Annotated in this window: 14 protein-coding genes; 7 read left to right on the top strand and 7 right to left on the bottom strand. The window is 38.6% G+C overall.

What is annotated here, in order from left to right; all coding sequences use genetic code 11:
• The first annotated feature begins 125 nt into the window (after positions 1-125).
• Together B5D47_RS06630 and B5D47_RS06625 are read left to right on the top strand one after the other, a co-directional pair.
• On the top strand, positions 126-761 hold the full coding sequence (locus tag B5D47_RS06630; RefSeq protein ID WP_078931057.1) for a DedA family protein: 636 nt from the start codon (positions 126-128) through the stop codon (positions 759-761).
• Positions 762-793: 32 nt separating this feature from the next.
• Positions 794-1690 carry a DUF368 domain-containing protein gene (locus tag B5D47_RS06625; RefSeq protein WP_234969949.1) on the top strand — a complete coding sequence of 299 codons (897 nt, stop codon included), beginning with the start codon at positions 794-796 and terminating at the stop codon, positions 1688-1690.
• Between the two features lie 82 nt (positions 1691-1772).
• Here the strand turns inward: B5D47_RS06625 and B5D47_RS06620 are convergent, their stop codons facing one another.
• Genes B5D47_RS06620 through B5D47_RS06605 form a run of 4 tightly spaced genes read right to left on the bottom strand, consistent with a single transcriptional unit; the run spans position 1773 to position 5237 of the window.
• Entirely contained in the window at positions 1773-2612 is an 840-nt protein-coding gene (locus B5D47_RS06620) for a glycosyltransferase (RefSeq protein WP_078931055.1), read from the bottom strand.
• Positions 2609-3397, bottom strand: coding sequence for a 1-acyl-sn-glycerol-3-phosphate acyltransferase (locus B5D47_RS06615; RefSeq protein ID WP_078931054.1), 789 nt, complete (start codon positions 3395-3397; stop codon positions 2609-2611). The genes B5D47_RS06620 and B5D47_RS06615 overlap by 4 nt, the downstream gene beginning before the upstream one ends.
• A gap of 2 nt (positions 3398-3399) precedes the next feature.
• On the bottom strand, positions 3400-4257 hold the full coding sequence (locus B5D47_RS06610) for a lysophospholipid acyltransferase family protein (protein ID WP_078931053.1): 858 nt from the start codon (positions 4255-4257) through the stop codon (positions 3400-3402).
• 23 nt (positions 4258-4280) lie between these two features.
• A complete protein-coding gene (locus B5D47_RS06605; RefSeq protein WP_078931052.1) occupies positions 4281-5237 on the bottom strand; it encodes a glycosyltransferase family 8 protein in 957 nt (318 codons plus the stop codon).
• Between the two features lie 218 nt (positions 5238-5455).
• On the opposite strand from B5D47_RS06605, the gene B5D47_RS06600 reads away from it, so the two are divergent.
• The 4 genes from B5D47_RS06600 (at position 5456) to guaA (ending at position 11156) form a co-directional block, all read left to right on the top strand.
• Positions 5456-6304: a hypothetical protein gene (locus B5D47_RS06600; RefSeq protein ID WP_078931051.1), complete on the top strand. Its 849-nt coding sequence runs from the start codon at positions 5456-5458 to the stop codon at positions 6302-6304.
• Between the two features lie 70 nt (positions 6305-6374).
• Positions 6375-7823, top strand: coding sequence for an asparagine--tRNA ligase (asnS, locus tag B5D47_RS06595; protein WP_078931050.1), 1449 nt, complete (start codon positions 6375-6377; stop codon positions 7821-7823).
• A gap of 14 nt (positions 7824-7837) precedes the next feature.
• Positions 7838-9124, top strand: coding sequence for a YhjD/YihY/BrkB family envelope integrity protein (locus tag B5D47_RS06590; protein WP_078931049.1), 1287 nt, complete (start codon positions 7838-7840; stop codon positions 9122-9124).
• 151 nt (positions 9125-9275) lie between these two features.
• Entirely contained in the window at positions 9276-11156 is a 1881-nt protein-coding gene (guaA, locus tag B5D47_RS06585) for a glutamine-hydrolyzing GMP synthase (RefSeq protein WP_078931048.1), read from the top strand.
• A 203-nt stretch (positions 11157-11359) separates the two neighbouring features.
• On the opposite strand, the gene B5D47_RS11300 is transcribed toward guaA, so the two are convergent.
• From B5D47_RS11300 to B5D47_RS06570, 3 genes are all read right to left on the bottom strand, one after another.
• A complete protein-coding gene (locus tag B5D47_RS11300; RefSeq protein WP_143592621.1) occupies positions 11360-11581 on the bottom strand; it encodes a hypothetical protein in 222 nt (73 codons plus the stop codon).
• 235 nt (positions 11582-11816) lie between these two features.
• A complete protein-coding gene (locus B5D47_RS06575; RefSeq protein WP_078931046.1) occupies positions 11817-12365 on the bottom strand; it encodes an Rpn family recombination-promoting nuclease/putative transposase in 549 nt (182 codons plus the stop codon).
• Between the two features lie 18 nt (positions 12366-12383).
• Complete coding sequence (locus tag B5D47_RS06570) at positions 12384-13205, bottom strand: aldo/keto reductase (protein ID WP_078931045.1); 822 nt, start codon at positions 13203-13205, stop codon at positions 12384-12386.
• A 116-nt stretch (positions 13206-13321) separates the two neighbouring features.
• On the opposite strand from B5D47_RS06570, the gene B5D47_RS06565 reads away from it, so the two are divergent.
• On the top strand, positions 13322-13545 hold a 224-nt coding region (locus tag B5D47_RS06565; RefSeq protein WP_078931044.1), incomplete at its 3' end, for a transposase.

Here is a 13545-nt window from a genome sequence, read left to right as displayed (position 1 = left end):
AAAAGCGTTGAATTTTGCCATAAACGGCAAAATTCATCCCTCGTCTGATTTTTAATATCTTTTTAATTTTATCATCTGGATAAATCCCTTGCAACTGACAGAAATTTAAAGCACAATGAATAATCATGCTGAATTCTTTGGTGAACTTTTTTACAGCACATATTCCTTACTGGCCATTAGTATGTTTTTCTCTTCTTATTCTTGCTGGATTTAACCTTCCGGTTTCAGAAGACGCTGTAATCGTTTTGTCTGCTGGAGTTACGCTTTCTGACAGTTCACTTGTAATTCCAACATGGATTTCACTTTATCTTGGAATTTTCATAAGCGACATAATGGTTTACTGGTGGGGATATTTTCTTTCAAAAGGAATGTTTCAATTCAAAAAAATCCGAAAAAAGCTTACCGAAAACAAAATCAGGCTTGTTGCAAAAACTTTAGACGACTATGGATTCAGAACATTTATCGTCTGCCGCTTTATTCCTTTCGGAGTCAGAAACACACTGTGGATGAGTTCGGGATTTGTCGGTCTTCCATTCAAAAAATTCCTTTTATACGATTCAATCGCCGCTCTCGTAAGCTGTTCAACTCTTTACCATTTAATTAGATTTATTGGCGAAGGTGCGTCTGTTGTTTATAAAATCATAGGAATCGTGCTCTTTGTCGCTTTAATCATATTTTTTGTCTTTATGATAAGGCATGTTATAAAAAAGGAAACAAAATTTTTTGAGGACGAAAACAAACAAGATTTAAATTTCCAATAAATTCACAGGAGATATGGGAGATTTTTATAAATATGGTACAACTTTTGTTTATAGGAATTGCAATCGGAATGGCAAATGTAATTCCTGGAGTTTCTGGCAGCACAATGGCAGTTGTCTTTAACATTTATGACCGTTTTGTAAATGCGATCACACTGAATATAAAAAAACTTATCGAAAACAGGCGCTTTGTAATTCCTGTTGTCGGAGGAATGGCTCTCGGAGTTCTTCTTTTTAGCAAACTGATTACGGTTTTGTACGAAAATTTTCCGGTTCAGACAGATTATTTTTTTACAGGACTTATAATCGGAAGCATTCCAATGCTTTTTTCTTTTATGACAAAAAAACAGGACGGACAGAAATTTACTGCAAAAAAAACAATTTCTGTCGTAATCTGCGCGCTTGCAGGTTTTGCAGTTTTGATTGGATTCGGACTTTTAGGAAGCGACGTTGATACCGCAAAAGAAATATCAAAATCGCTTCCGCAATGGACATTTCCGCTTGCGCTGCACATTTTTGCCGCAGGCTTTGTCGGAGCAATCGCCATGATAATCCCAGGAATTTCGGGTTCGCTTTTAATGCTGATTATGGGAGTTTATCCGATTGTAATGAAAAGCATTCCGGCACTTTTTGTTCCGTCACAAACCTTGCGGGCTTTTTTTCTCCTGCTTCCAAATGGAATCGGAGTTTTGGCAGGACTTTTGTGCGGAGCCTGGATTGTAAAAACTTTTCTTAGAATTGCTCCAAACCAGACCTATGCCGTAATTTTCGGGCTTATTGCAGGCTCTGCAATCCAGCTTTTTCCTGGAATAAAAGGAATTTCCGGCGTTCTTTCTGGAATTGCATGTCTGCTCTGCGCATTGACAGGAATTTTCCTTGCATATTTCAGTTCAAAAGTTACAGCAAAAGAAGAAACAGAAAAATCATTTTAAAACCACGGCAATTTGGCGTGCAAAATTTTTACTGCGCGCTAAATTGCAAAAAATCAGCTAAAAAAAACGCGCCTTCAAAAATCTAATTTTTATTAAATTCCCTTTCAAATTTGTTTTTCTGATAAATATATTCGTAAAGAATATCATCAAAATTCTCATAGCCAAAAATTTTATGGACTTTAGTAACGCTCCATTGCTTTATGTTTGCAGTATGCGGATAAGGAGTCCAAAAAAGCCGCTTAGAAAAATGACGGATTACAGTATTTTTATATAAAAATTTCTGGTCGTTAAAACGCTGGCTGAGCATTTTCTTTTTTGTAGTGCAGCGGATTATCGCACTTTCGTCCGCAAAAACAAGTTTTTTTGTCTTTATCAGCTCGCGGCATTTTTCAAAAAGTTTGGTTTCGCGGCATTTTTTCAAATTAAATAAAATTACGCCAGCATTGATAAAATTCGGATTTATTAAAAATTTTCCGTAATGGTCGCGGGCCGCCGCATATTCAAAGCCTTCAATATCTGTATTCCACAAAAGGTCAATATCGCGGTTAAAAAGAATATCAACATCAAGATAAAGGATTTTTTCCGGAAGTTCTTCGTAAAGGTCGGCAAAAAGTCTGATTAAAGTGTAAGGCGAACAATAACACTGCTCGTTCGGACAGCTGTCAAATTCTTTTTTATAAATATCCGTAACATCAATCTTTTTAACGCAGTTTTCCGGATTATAAGTTTTTGCAAGGCTGTCCAAAAACAAAGCCTGAGAATCTGTAAGCGGAGTATAATCAGCCTTTAGATAAGAAACGTCCATTGTAAAAATAAAAAAAGAAAACGGTTCTTTTGATTCGGTTCTCTTAAAAATAGAAAGCATTGCAGAAAGCATTCCGTCAAAAACTTTATAGTTTCCGCAAAAAAGAATGTTTTTCATTGTTCAGTGTTCTCCAATTTTTCATATTTTATCAATTCAACTTCGTTGAGTTTACTGCGTTCGCACATTGTCTCAAAAACCTGATTTCTAAGCGACCTGCGTTTTTCTTTTGGACTTAAATTCTCGTCAGCAAAAAACGGACCGTCAACATAAGTCACCATTTTTGGATTTTTTGAAAAACGCCGTTTTTTATAGACATTGGTAAAGCAAAAAACCGGCGTATTGTATTCAACAGGATATTTAAATGAACTGTCCAAAAAACCGCGGATTTTCGTATAAAACGGCCAGATATGCGCCTCTGGATAAATCATTATTGCACGTTTTTTAGAAACATGAAATTTTATCGTTTCCATAAAATTCCGGCCGGCCTTCAAATTATCGGGCAAAGGCAGAGCCCCGACATAAGGCAAAAATCTTCCCAAAACAGGAATTGAAACATTGTTCGGGTGGACAATAACCATTGCGTCTTTTGGCCAGCAGACAAAGGTCGGAACAAGAGGATCTGCAAAGACGTTGGTGTGGTTTGCATAAACAAAAAAAGCCTGCTTTTTATAAGGCCTTAAAACCTGCCTGTTTACAATTTTGTGGGAAAATTTCAGCTTCAGGTAAGACCACGCGACAGGAACGGCAATAACTCTGTAAATAAAAAAATGAATGAGGTTCCAGCAAAAACCGCGGCCACCGTAATTCCAGGTCTCGTCGATTTTTCGAGGAACAATAACGGCAGTAGAAAACTCGTCGTTCAATTCATCCTTGTAATAAATTATTTTTCGCCTGTCCGCCATAACTATTTTTCTTCTTCAGAATAAACGAGAGGAATTCCATAGAATTCTTCGTAAACTTTTTTCCAGACAGAATAATTTTCGTTTTTCATAAATTCGGCATTCTGGCGCACAGAAAGCTCTTCTTTTGGAAAAATCGGTTTTAGAATATTCACTGTATATTCCTGAACAAAAAAACCGTCCGAATCAACAATGTCAGAATCCTGCATCGTAATAAAAAACGGAATGACAGGAACATTATTTTCGGCAGCCATCTTAAACGCTCCAGAAGCAAGAGGCCGCGGCTTTCTGTAATTCCACCACATCGCCTGCTCAGGATAAATCAAAATCTGTCTGCCCTGCGCAAGATAAGTCTTTACAGCATGCATAAAATTTTTCATTGTGGAAGCAACGCTGCTCAAAGGCAAAGTGTTGCAATGCTTAAAAAGAAATCCGTAAAAACCCGGAAAATTCGTATAATTTCCTTCGCGGCATACTTTTACAAGTTCGCGATGATAGACATGTTTTTCGATTGCTTTGTAAACGGCAAAATTATCCATTGCGTTAAAATGATTGCAGGTAATAATCGCACCTTTTCTCTTCATTTCAACGTAATTCTCAAGACCTTTCACTTCCTTCAAAATCATGATTTTTTTGCGCAAAAGTGAATTTATAAAGTTTCGTGCAAGGATATTTGCAAATTTCATCCAAAAACGGCTCAAAATCTTTTCGTTCAGATAATCAACCATTTCCGGCCTAAGTGGAATTGTCGGCGGATCGTCCTCAACGTCCTGAGCCCAGCGTTCTTCCCTCTCAAACTGCTTTATTTTTTCGATAATCGCAAGTCTGCCGGGATCTTTTTGAATTTCCACTTGATTTTCCATACAAAACTCCGTTTCCGGTTATTTTAAGCCTTCATTTTTTGCGAATTACAATAATTGTTCGGATCGTTTGAATCTTCAATAGCCATTTTTACAAGATTTTCAAATGCAAGCCTGTCCCGCTCGTGCAAATCTTCCGTATAGTCAGCCTTGATTTTTAAAATTGCATCGTACAAAAAAGTCTTTTGCGCATAATTCCAAAAATGCTCTTCATAGTAAACGTTGTCATAATGCCAAGGCTTCCAGTTGATTTTGTAGTGAATAAGCTTGAGATTTTTGTCGTCGAATTTGTCAGACTTAAACGAAGATTTATTCCATCCCAAATCAACCATTTTTACCTTTCCATAACACAAAACGTTAAGATAATCTTCGTCCTGGGTAACACGGAATGTATAAGTATTCATCAAGTCAATGAATTTCGTTTCAATGTCATCTTCGCGGTATTTTTTTGCATTGATTAAAAGAACACCGGCGCTAAAATATTTTTCACGCGGAATTCCAAGCGCTTTTTCAACATAGTCGCCAAAAACGTCATATTCCATCATAACTTCTTCGCTGGCAGCACCGAGAATATTGTCGCCAATGTCGATATTGTAAAATTCAGAAATGTCGCCCTTTACAACAATGTCGCAGTCCAGATAAATAACTTTGTCGTACTGAGGAAAAACCCTCGGAATAAAAACGCGGCAGTAAGTTTCTTTTGAATAATAATCGCGCAAATGAAAATTTCCAGAAGACTTATCCATTTCTTCGGTCAAAGAAACAAAATCAATAGAAACACCGTCAGGACGGGCATCGCGGCAAATCAACTTTAACTGTTCAATATATTCTTTTTTAAGACTTGTCGTCAAAATATAAATTTTATAAAAATAATCATTAGAAGCATTGTCCAAAAGCGAAGTCAGTGCAACCGCCAAAAAAGGAACATAATTATTATCAGTTGCAAAAAAAATTGGAATTACTTTTTTAGTATTGTTCTCCATAATAAAAGAAACTATAACACTTTTTATATGCTATATTCAAGTAAAAATTTTTTGGAGCAAATTCAGTTTTCAAACCGGCTTTCCGCAGTTCCGCTTCCGCTCATCCGCCAGAGGCGGACACTGCGTGCTGCTGCAATCCGGGCTAAAAACAATTGTCAGAGCGGCATTTTTTCACATATCTTTAAAAATTTCCGTTAATTTTATATTCTAAAGCCACAATGAAAAACTTAAAAAAAGCAATTTTCGCCATAAGCGCAATACTCACATTCAGCTTTGCACAAAAAACTTTTGCAGCCGAATTTTCAGAAGCCGAAAACACTCTTATTTCAGAAATTTTCGATTTTCGCCTTACGCTGCGTTCATACGCAACAGCCGACGAATGCATAGAAAAAATTATTTCTTACAGAGAATCTATCAACGAAAAAATCAATTCATTCAGCGAAGAAGCGCAGATTGTCTGCACAAATATGCTCGCAACCGCACAGTACAACTGCGAATACGAAAAAGACATGCATTCTCCAAAAATGGAACCAATTTTAAGACCGCAGTACGAACGGCTTACAAAATATTCCGAAGGAAAAACCGCCGAAACTCTCAATCCGTGGTTTGTCCTTACTTCCGCCGATATTACAAATTCAATGATGCAGTTTTTGCCACGCTCCGCTTCAATAACAGTCGGACTTCAGGAAAAAAAAGATTATGCGGTTGTCGTAAAAAATAATCCGCAAATGCCGTTTGCCCTTACCTTAAGCGGCTGGTGGTATTATTACGCTCCGGCAGTTGGAGGAGGAAGCAATTCAAAAGCCGGAGAATTTTTCAAAAAAGCGCAAAAATATGCAGTTTCCAGCTACGACAAATATTATTGCAACATAAACCTTGCGCAGTTTTATTTTGAACAGAAAGACACTCAAAAATGCGGCATTTATATGGAAGAAGCCGAAAAAGTTCTTCCAGGAACACGCTATGTAGAACTCTTAAAAAAAATGAACAAAATCGGCTATTCGCTTTTTGACTACAACATGAACAGCCGCCGCGAAAAAATAGACAAAAAACTTTTAAAGCAATAAGGCTCAATCAAAAAAAGCACACGCAACTGCTCGTTGAAACACCTGTTAAAATTCGCTATACTAATGGATTATGAAAACAGAACTTATTAAGGATATTTTAACATCCGCACCAGACGGTCGCCCGGTTACAGTTTGTGGCTGGGCACGTACAGTCCGCGATTCAAAGAACCTTGTTTTTATCCAGGTAAATGACGGTTCCTGCTTCGCTTCTATTCAGCTTACTTTCGACCGCACAAATCCGGCAAATCCACAGAATTCTGAAAATATCGAAAAAGCATTAAAAGACCTTTCGACAGGCGCTTCGCTCAAGGCTACAGGAAAACTCATCGAATCTCCTGCTTCAGGCCAGTCTGTCGAAGTAAATCTCGAAACACTCGTAGTTTTGGGAAAATGCCCTTCAGATTATCCGATTCAGAAAAAAGCCGCTTCGATGGAATTTTTGCGTGACAATGCGCACTTGCGCGCCCGCACAAATACTTTCGGCGCAGTTTTTAGAATGAGAAGCCAGATGGCGTTTGCCCTGCACACATTCTTTCAGGAACGCGGTTTTTACTACATAAATACTCCAGAAATCACCTGTTCTGACTGCGAAGGCGCTGGAGAAATGTTCCAGATTACAACACTTTCAATAGAAAAACTCGCAGAAATCGCAGTTGAAAAAGGCGCTGCCGGAATGAAAAAAGACGACGCTTCAAAACTTGTAAACTACAACAAGGACTTTTTCGGAAAAAAAGCAAGCCTTACTGTTTCCGGACAGCTCGAAGCAGAAACTATGGCAACTTCCCTCGGCCGTGTTTACACCTTTGGTCCTACTTTCCGTGCAGAAAATTCAAATACAACCCGCCACCTGGCAGAATTCTGGATGTGCGAACCAGAAATGGCGTTCTTCGACCTCGAAGATAACATGGACATTCAGGAAGATTTTATCAAATATCTTTTAAACTGGGCTTTGACAAAATGTTCAGCAGATATGGAATTCTTCAACAAGAGAATTCAGCCTGGCGTAATCGACACTCTGCGCCACGTTGTAGAAACTCCTTTCAAGCGCGTTTCTTACACAGAGGCAATCGCAGAACTCGAAAAACATGCCGAAGATTTTGAATACAAGCCATACTGGGGCTGCGATTTGGCAACAGAGCACGAACGCTATCTGACAGAAAAAATCTACAAATGCCCGGTAATGGTTTACAACTATCCGAAAGAAATCAAGGCTTTCTATATGAAGGCAAATGACGATGGAAAAACTGTAAAAGCAGTCGATGTTCTTGTACCAGGACTTGGCGAAATTATCGGCGGTTCAGAACGCGAAGAAGACTACGACAAGCTCTTAAACAGAATCAAGGAACTCGGTTTAAAACCGGAAGATTACAGCTGGTATCTTGATTTGCGCAAATTCGGCACAGTTCCTCATTCAGGATTCGGACTTGGATTTGAGCGTCTTTTGCTCTACGTTACAGGAATGCAGAATATCCGCGACGTTATTCCGTTCCCACGCGCTCCAAAACTCGCAGATTTCTAATTTTGTAATCTCTGATGAAAAAACGGGCAGTCACCATTGTAACTTTTGCACAGAGCGTTTTTCTCAACCTTAAGTTGTTCTTTCAAAACGGTCTCTTAAGTTATTCAAGTGCCTGCTCGTTTGACCTTATTTTTTCTGTAGTTCCGGTGCTTTTAATGACGATTTTGATCGCAGTGCGTTTTTTGCACGCTTCTCCAGAACTGCTCACATCTATCTACAGCGCTATTCCCGAACTTCAAAAATATTTTGATCCACGAAGCGTAATTTCCGCCTTCCAAACACCAAAAAAATTCAGCACACTGGAATTTCTTCTTTTATTTTTTATTGTCTGGATGGCGCGCAGGCTCTTTGCTTCGGTCTTTGCCGCCATGAGAAATATTTTTCACGACCAGCAGCAACGGCGCGCGCTTTTTAACCAAATTCTAGCATTTGTCTTTGAATTTATTTTTGTTTCAATAATCGTAAGTTTTTTGTTCGCCTATATGTCGATAAAAACGATCCTAAAGCTTCCATTTTTTGAGCGTTTTCCGCAATTAGATTTTATTTACGACAGCATTTTAAACGGAAAATTTCTTACATCGCTTTTTAACCTCTTTATTTTTATTGTCGTCGTTTTAATGTACAAAATCGGCTCAGGCACAAAACCAAAATTCCGGCTCTGTCTTCTGTCAGGCTTTGTCTGCACAGTCAGTTTCTGGATTTTTAGAACGATTTTGCATTCATTCATCAATATAAGCCGATATAACCTGATTTACGGCGTGCTCGGAAACGTAATCGTCTTGCTATTGGACATCTTTTTTTTCTTCGTATTTTTTATGTTTTTTGCCCAGTACATTTTTGTCTGTCAGTTTTTTGATGAGCTTCTGCTTGGAGAACTTTATCTTCTTCCCAAAAAAGAAGACTCGACTTTTTCAGAAAAATTAAAGCGCACTCTTTTTATACGTCCGGATTTTCTTCTCGCAAACCAGATTGCGCTCACCTACCTTGCGCCAGGCGAAAAGCTCTACAAGGAAGGAGACCAGAACACTTTTGCCTACTATATTTTAAAAGGCTGCATAAAACTCGACAGAAGCGAGTACGAAGACACTTTATTTTATTACCGTGGCGATTTTTTTGGCGAATTAAACTGCATTCTCGTAAAACCACGGAGTTCCACAGCAACAGCAATAACCGACACTACACTCGTAAAAATCCGCGGTAAAAATTTCAGGTTTCTCGTAAAATCAAACCAGCAGGTTACCCAAAAAGTTTTAAAAGAACTGAGCGAATATTTGACAAAACTAAAAAAACACAGCCTTTAATTTTTGAACGCCATATTTTTTTGATAGCAAAACACAATCCTTTCAAAACCCGTTTATTATTTATTCAAAATAATTTATAATCGAAAGCAAATTATTCTTGTTTTTATCTTTAAAAGTTTGCGTTGCAAACTTCATTATTATTGGAGAAAAAATGTCACGTTCTAAAATCGTTGTTCTAGATTTCGGTTCACAATATGCGCATCTTATCGCAAAGCGTTTTCGTGCAATGGGATATTATTCAGAAATTGCACTTCCAAGCGCAGAACTTTCCGTTTTTGAAAATGCAAAAGGAATCATTCTAAGTGGCGGACCATCTTCCGTTTATGAAGAAAACGTTCCTGACTTCAATAAAGAAATTCTAACCCTTGACCTGCCAATTCTTGGATTATGCTACGGACATCAGCTTATGGCACAGTCATACAACGGCAAAGTCGGCAAAGCGCACACTGGAGAATTTGGACATGCGACTTTAATTCAAACCCAGGAAGGTAAAAATTCACCGCTTTTAAAAGGCATATCTTCAGAAACTCAGGTTTGGATGAGCCATCAGGACGAAGTTCTAGAACCAGGAGAAGGCTTTGAGGTTATCGGCTCAACAAAAGACTGCAAATTTGCAGCACTTCAAAACCTTGCAAAAAAAAGATTTTCGCTCCAGTGCCATTGCGAAGTAAAAGACACTCCAGAAGGCAACCAAATCTTTAAAAATTTCGCAGATTTCTGCGGAATGGAAATAAACTGGGACGAGGACACAGTTCTTTCGCACATTACAGAAACAATAAAAAAAGATGCCGGAACAAAGAACGTCCTTCTCTTTTTGAGCGGCGGCGTTGATTCGACAGTTGCATTTGCGCTTTTAAACAAAGCTCTCGGACAGGACAGAGTTCTGGGACTTCATATCGACAACGGTTTTATGCGCAAAAACGAATCAAAAAATGTCGAAAAGGCATATCACGACCACGGATTCAAAAATTTTGTAGTAAAAGACGCTTCAGAGAGTTTTTTAAATGCAATCAAAGGCCTTACTGACCCACAGAAAAAAAGAATGGCAGTCGGCGAAAATTTTATAACTGTGCGCGACGCTTTCGTAAAAGAACAGAATCTTGACGAAGACAAATGGATGCTTGCACAAGGAACACTTTATCCGGATATAATCGAATCTGGCGGAACAAAAAACAGCAAGACAATAAAAACTCATCACAACCGCGTAGAAGGGATTCAAAAACTCATTGAACAGGGCATGATTATCGAGCCTCTTAAGGATTTGTACAAAGACGAAGTCCGCTCAATCGGAAAAAAACTCGGACTTGCAGACGAGCTCGTAATGCGCCATCCTTTCCCAGGTCCAGGCCTTTCAATCAATGTGCTCTGCTCTGACGGTACATTTACAGACAACGACAAGGAAGAACTTGCAAAAGCTCAAAAAGAACTCGACAGCGTAGTAATCGACCAGTTTTGCCCAAATTGCACATCAGAATTAAAGCGCTCAGTTTTGCCAGTACGCTCAGTCGGAGTGCAGGGAGATTTCAGGACATACCGTTTTCCGGCCTGCCTCGCTTTCAAAAACGAAGGCAACGGATTTTACCACATTCCAGCAAAACGCGAAAAAGTCGAAAGCTGCTCTTCAAGAATTACAAACAGTTCACAATTTTTGAACCGTACAATTCTTAAGCTGTACCAGAATCCTCAATTAAAAGACGAAGACCTAAAAATACAGGAAGGCTACTGTACAAAAGAACGGCTCGACCAGTTGCGCGAAGTAGACAACATCGTTTTAACACAATTGCACAAAAACGGTCTTTACAGCTCAATTTTCCAGCATCTTACAATCGATTTGCCTTATGCCTCGTCAAAAGAAAAAGCAAGCTTTGTATTGCGCCCAGTTTGCTCGGAAGACGTTATGACAGCCCGTTTTGCATGGCTTCCAATGGACGTATTAAAAGAAATTATCCGTCAGATTGCAGCCCTGCCGTTTGTAGACGCATTGTATTTCGATGCAACAAACAAACCACCGGCAACATTCGGCTGGGAATAAAAACAAAAAAAACGGCGGAAGAAAATTCCGCTGTTTTTTTGGACGGCATCAACTTCCCGCGACCGGCCATTCCAGCTTCGCTAACCGCTCATTGCCGGCATCCGCCGGCAACTAAAGGCTTTTATGTCCGGCGTAAGACAGCCCAAAAAAACTGCATAACCTTTCCGCGCGCTCCGCAATTTTTTTAAGCCAGAATAAAATAATCAGCCTTTCAGGAGTTTATTTACATCAGAAAGTTTCAGCCCTTTACACTCCGCAACAACATCTTCTGGAATATTTTTAGAAAGCATTTTTCTAGCAGTTTCACGAGTTTTTTCTTCAACTTCTTCTTTGACCAAATTTTTTGCAAGTTCTTGTGCCATCACAGGTGCAAGTTCCTGAGCACGTTCTTCCGCCTGTATTCGCATTTCCTGTTCCCATGTCATATATCTGTGCCTCCATTGGGCATTCATTTTTACACGTTCGACCAATGCAGAAAGCCTGTCTGTAAAATTATCTTTTGATGCTTTTCCACACAGGTACTTAAAAAATGAATGGTTAAAATAAAACGCAAAAATAGTGCATTTTATTTTAACTGACAGTTTTCTTTGAAAACTGTCCTGATTAAACTGTCCACAACGTGGACGGAATTGCATTCCTTGAAAACTGAAGTTTTCTGCGTTATGCAATTTTTAAGAACATATTCTCCGACTCCATTTTATCATACATACCTGCGTTAAAAAAGACGTTAACAGTCCCATCTCCCATCTCTATTGCTTTGTCTTCTAACGCAATATAGCGGAATGTATAAACAGGAAGATTATAACCAAAAGCATCACCCATGCATAAAAAAATTACATAACTTTCTTTTAAACTTTCATAATTTCCACCAGATTGAATATTGTCAACATCCATCAACCCCTGATAATATCTTGCCCTCTTTGCAAGTTTCGTCACTTTAGAAGTCTGAATTTCAATATCAAAACAACGTCCAGTTCCATCCTTTACGTAGACATCAAACCGAACACCATGAGAATCAAAATCTGTTTTAAGAGAATATTCCGAGCAAGTTTTTTCAATTCTATCGATTTTTATGTTTAAAAGCATTTCCAGTATTTTTTTAGAGACATCAGGATTTTCTTCCAGAACTTTACAAAAAATAAAATTAAATAAGCATAAAAAAAAGTGTACTTTCAAAAATTGTCTCCAACTTTTAAAGGCACACTTCATACTTAAAGCTAAATTTTTCTAAAATTCCGCTTCGTCAGGATTTCTGGCAGGCTTGATTTCAAGATTCTTCAAATTCGCAATTCTATTCATGTCTTCAACGGACAGTTCAAAATCAAAAATTTTAGAATTCTCTTCGATTCGCTCTGGATTTACGCTTTTTGGAAGAGGGACAATATTCTGCTGCAAACTCCAGCGAATGCAAACCTGGGCAATTGTATGGCCATATTTTTCCGCAATTTGCCGAATTTCTTCATTTTTAAAAATTCCGCCAGTTCCGAGAGGGCTGTAGCCTTCAACAACCATTCCCAGATTTCTGCTGTACGAAGCAAGTTCGGTCTGCGGCTGACCAGGACAAACCTTAATCTGGTTGACCATAGGCTTTATTTTTGCAGTTTTTAAAAGTTCATCAATATGACGCTCACAAAAATTAGAAAGACCAATAGCCTTAAGCTTGCCGGCTTCATAGGCTTCTTCCATTGCTTTCCAGCTTTCGGCATTTGCTTTTTGCCACCATGAACGAAATTTCAGCGGATTTGGCCAGTGAATCAAATACAAGTCGACATAATCCAGCCCCAGTTTCTCCAAAGAACGCACAATGGCTTTTTGAGTATTTTCGTAACCGTGCTCTTCGTTCCAAAGTTTTGTCGTAATAAAAAGCTCAGAACGCTTAACAGAACCTTCTTTCAAAAAATCAGCAACCGCCCTGCCGACGCTTTTCTCGTTACCATAAGCCGTCGCCGTATCAATATGACGATAACCAAGCCTTAAAGCCGACAAAACAGCATTGTACGCCTCATCTCCGTCCAAACTCTGCCAGGTTCCAAAACCAAGACAAGGCATTTTAGTTCCATTGGATAAAGAAACAGCAGATTTTAAAGATTCAAAATGAAAGGATACAATAAAAGTGCAGTCGAAAAATACCTAAAATTTTACGAAAATAAAGAGAGGTATTTCGAATGCAAAGGTACAGCAAAGAATTCAGGGAAGAAGCAATTTCGCTTTCAGATGAGATTGGACCAAAGAAGGCAGCACAGCAGCTGGGCATAAACTACGCAACCATAATTGACTGGAGAAAGAAAAGAAAAACAAAAGAAAAGAAAGAAAAATCACCAGAAGAACCAAAAACTGTCGAGGAACTGCAGAAAGAAATTGCAGAATTGAAAAAAGCCAATGACATACT

The organism is Treponema berlinense, from assembly GCF_900167025.1.
GTDB lineage: Bacteria > Spirochaetota > Spirochaetia > Treponematales > Treponemataceae > Treponema_D > Treponema_D berlinense.
The sequence above is the reverse complement of the archived record's forward strand: the minus strand, read 5'-3'. Positions and strand labels throughout refer to the sequence as shown.

Bases quoted from the DNA above. Each gene is read 5' to 3' on its own strand.
- B5D47_RS06630 (WP_078931057.1), top strand. From the start codon at position 126: ATGCTGAATTCTTTGGTGAACTTTTTTACAGCACATATTCCTTACTGG.
- B5D47_RS06625 (WP_234969949.1), top strand. From the start codon at position 794: ATGGTACAACTTTTGTTTATAGGAATTGCAATCGGAATGGCAAATGTA.
- B5D47_RS06620 (WP_078931055.1), bottom strand. From the start codon at position 2,612: ATGAAAAACATTCTTTTTTGCGGAAACTATAAAGTTTTTGACGGAATG.
- B5D47_RS06615 (WP_078931054.1), bottom strand. From the start codon at position 3,397: ATGGCGGACAGGCGAAAAATAATTTATTACAAGGATGAATTGAACGAC.
- B5D47_RS06610 (WP_078931053.1), bottom strand. From the start codon at position 4,257: ATGGAAAATCAAGTGGAAATTCAAAAAGATCCCGGCAGACTTGCGATT.
- B5D47_RS06605 (WP_078931052.1), bottom strand. From the start codon at position 5,237: ATGGAGAACAATACTAAAAAAGTAATTCCAATTTTTTTTGCAACTGAT.
- B5D47_RS06600 (WP_078931051.1), top strand. From the start codon at position 5,456: ATGAAAAACTTAAAAAAAGCAATTTTCGCCATAAGCGCAATACTCACA.
- asnS (WP_078931050.1), top strand. From the start codon at position 6,375: ATGAAAACAGAACTTATTAAGGATATTTTAACATCCGCACCAGACGGT.
- B5D47_RS06590 (WP_078931049.1), top strand. From the start codon at position 7,838: ATGAAAAAACGGGCAGTCACCATTGTAACTTTTGCACAGAGCGTTTTT.
- guaA (WP_078931048.1), top strand. From the start codon at position 9,276: ATGTCACGTTCTAAAATCGTTGTTCTAGATTTCGGTTCACAATATGCG.
- B5D47_RS11300 (WP_143592621.1), bottom strand. From the start codon at position 11,581: ATGACATGGGAACAGGAAATGCGAATACAGGCGGAAGAACGTGCTCAG.
- B5D47_RS06575 (WP_078931046.1), bottom strand. From the start codon at position 12,365: ATGAAGTGTGCCTTTAAAAGTTGGAGACAATTTTTGAAAGTACACTTT.
- B5D47_RS06570 (WP_078931045.1), bottom strand. From the start codon at position 13,205: ATGCCTTGTCTTGGTTTTGGAACCTGGCAGAGTTTGGACGGAGATGAG.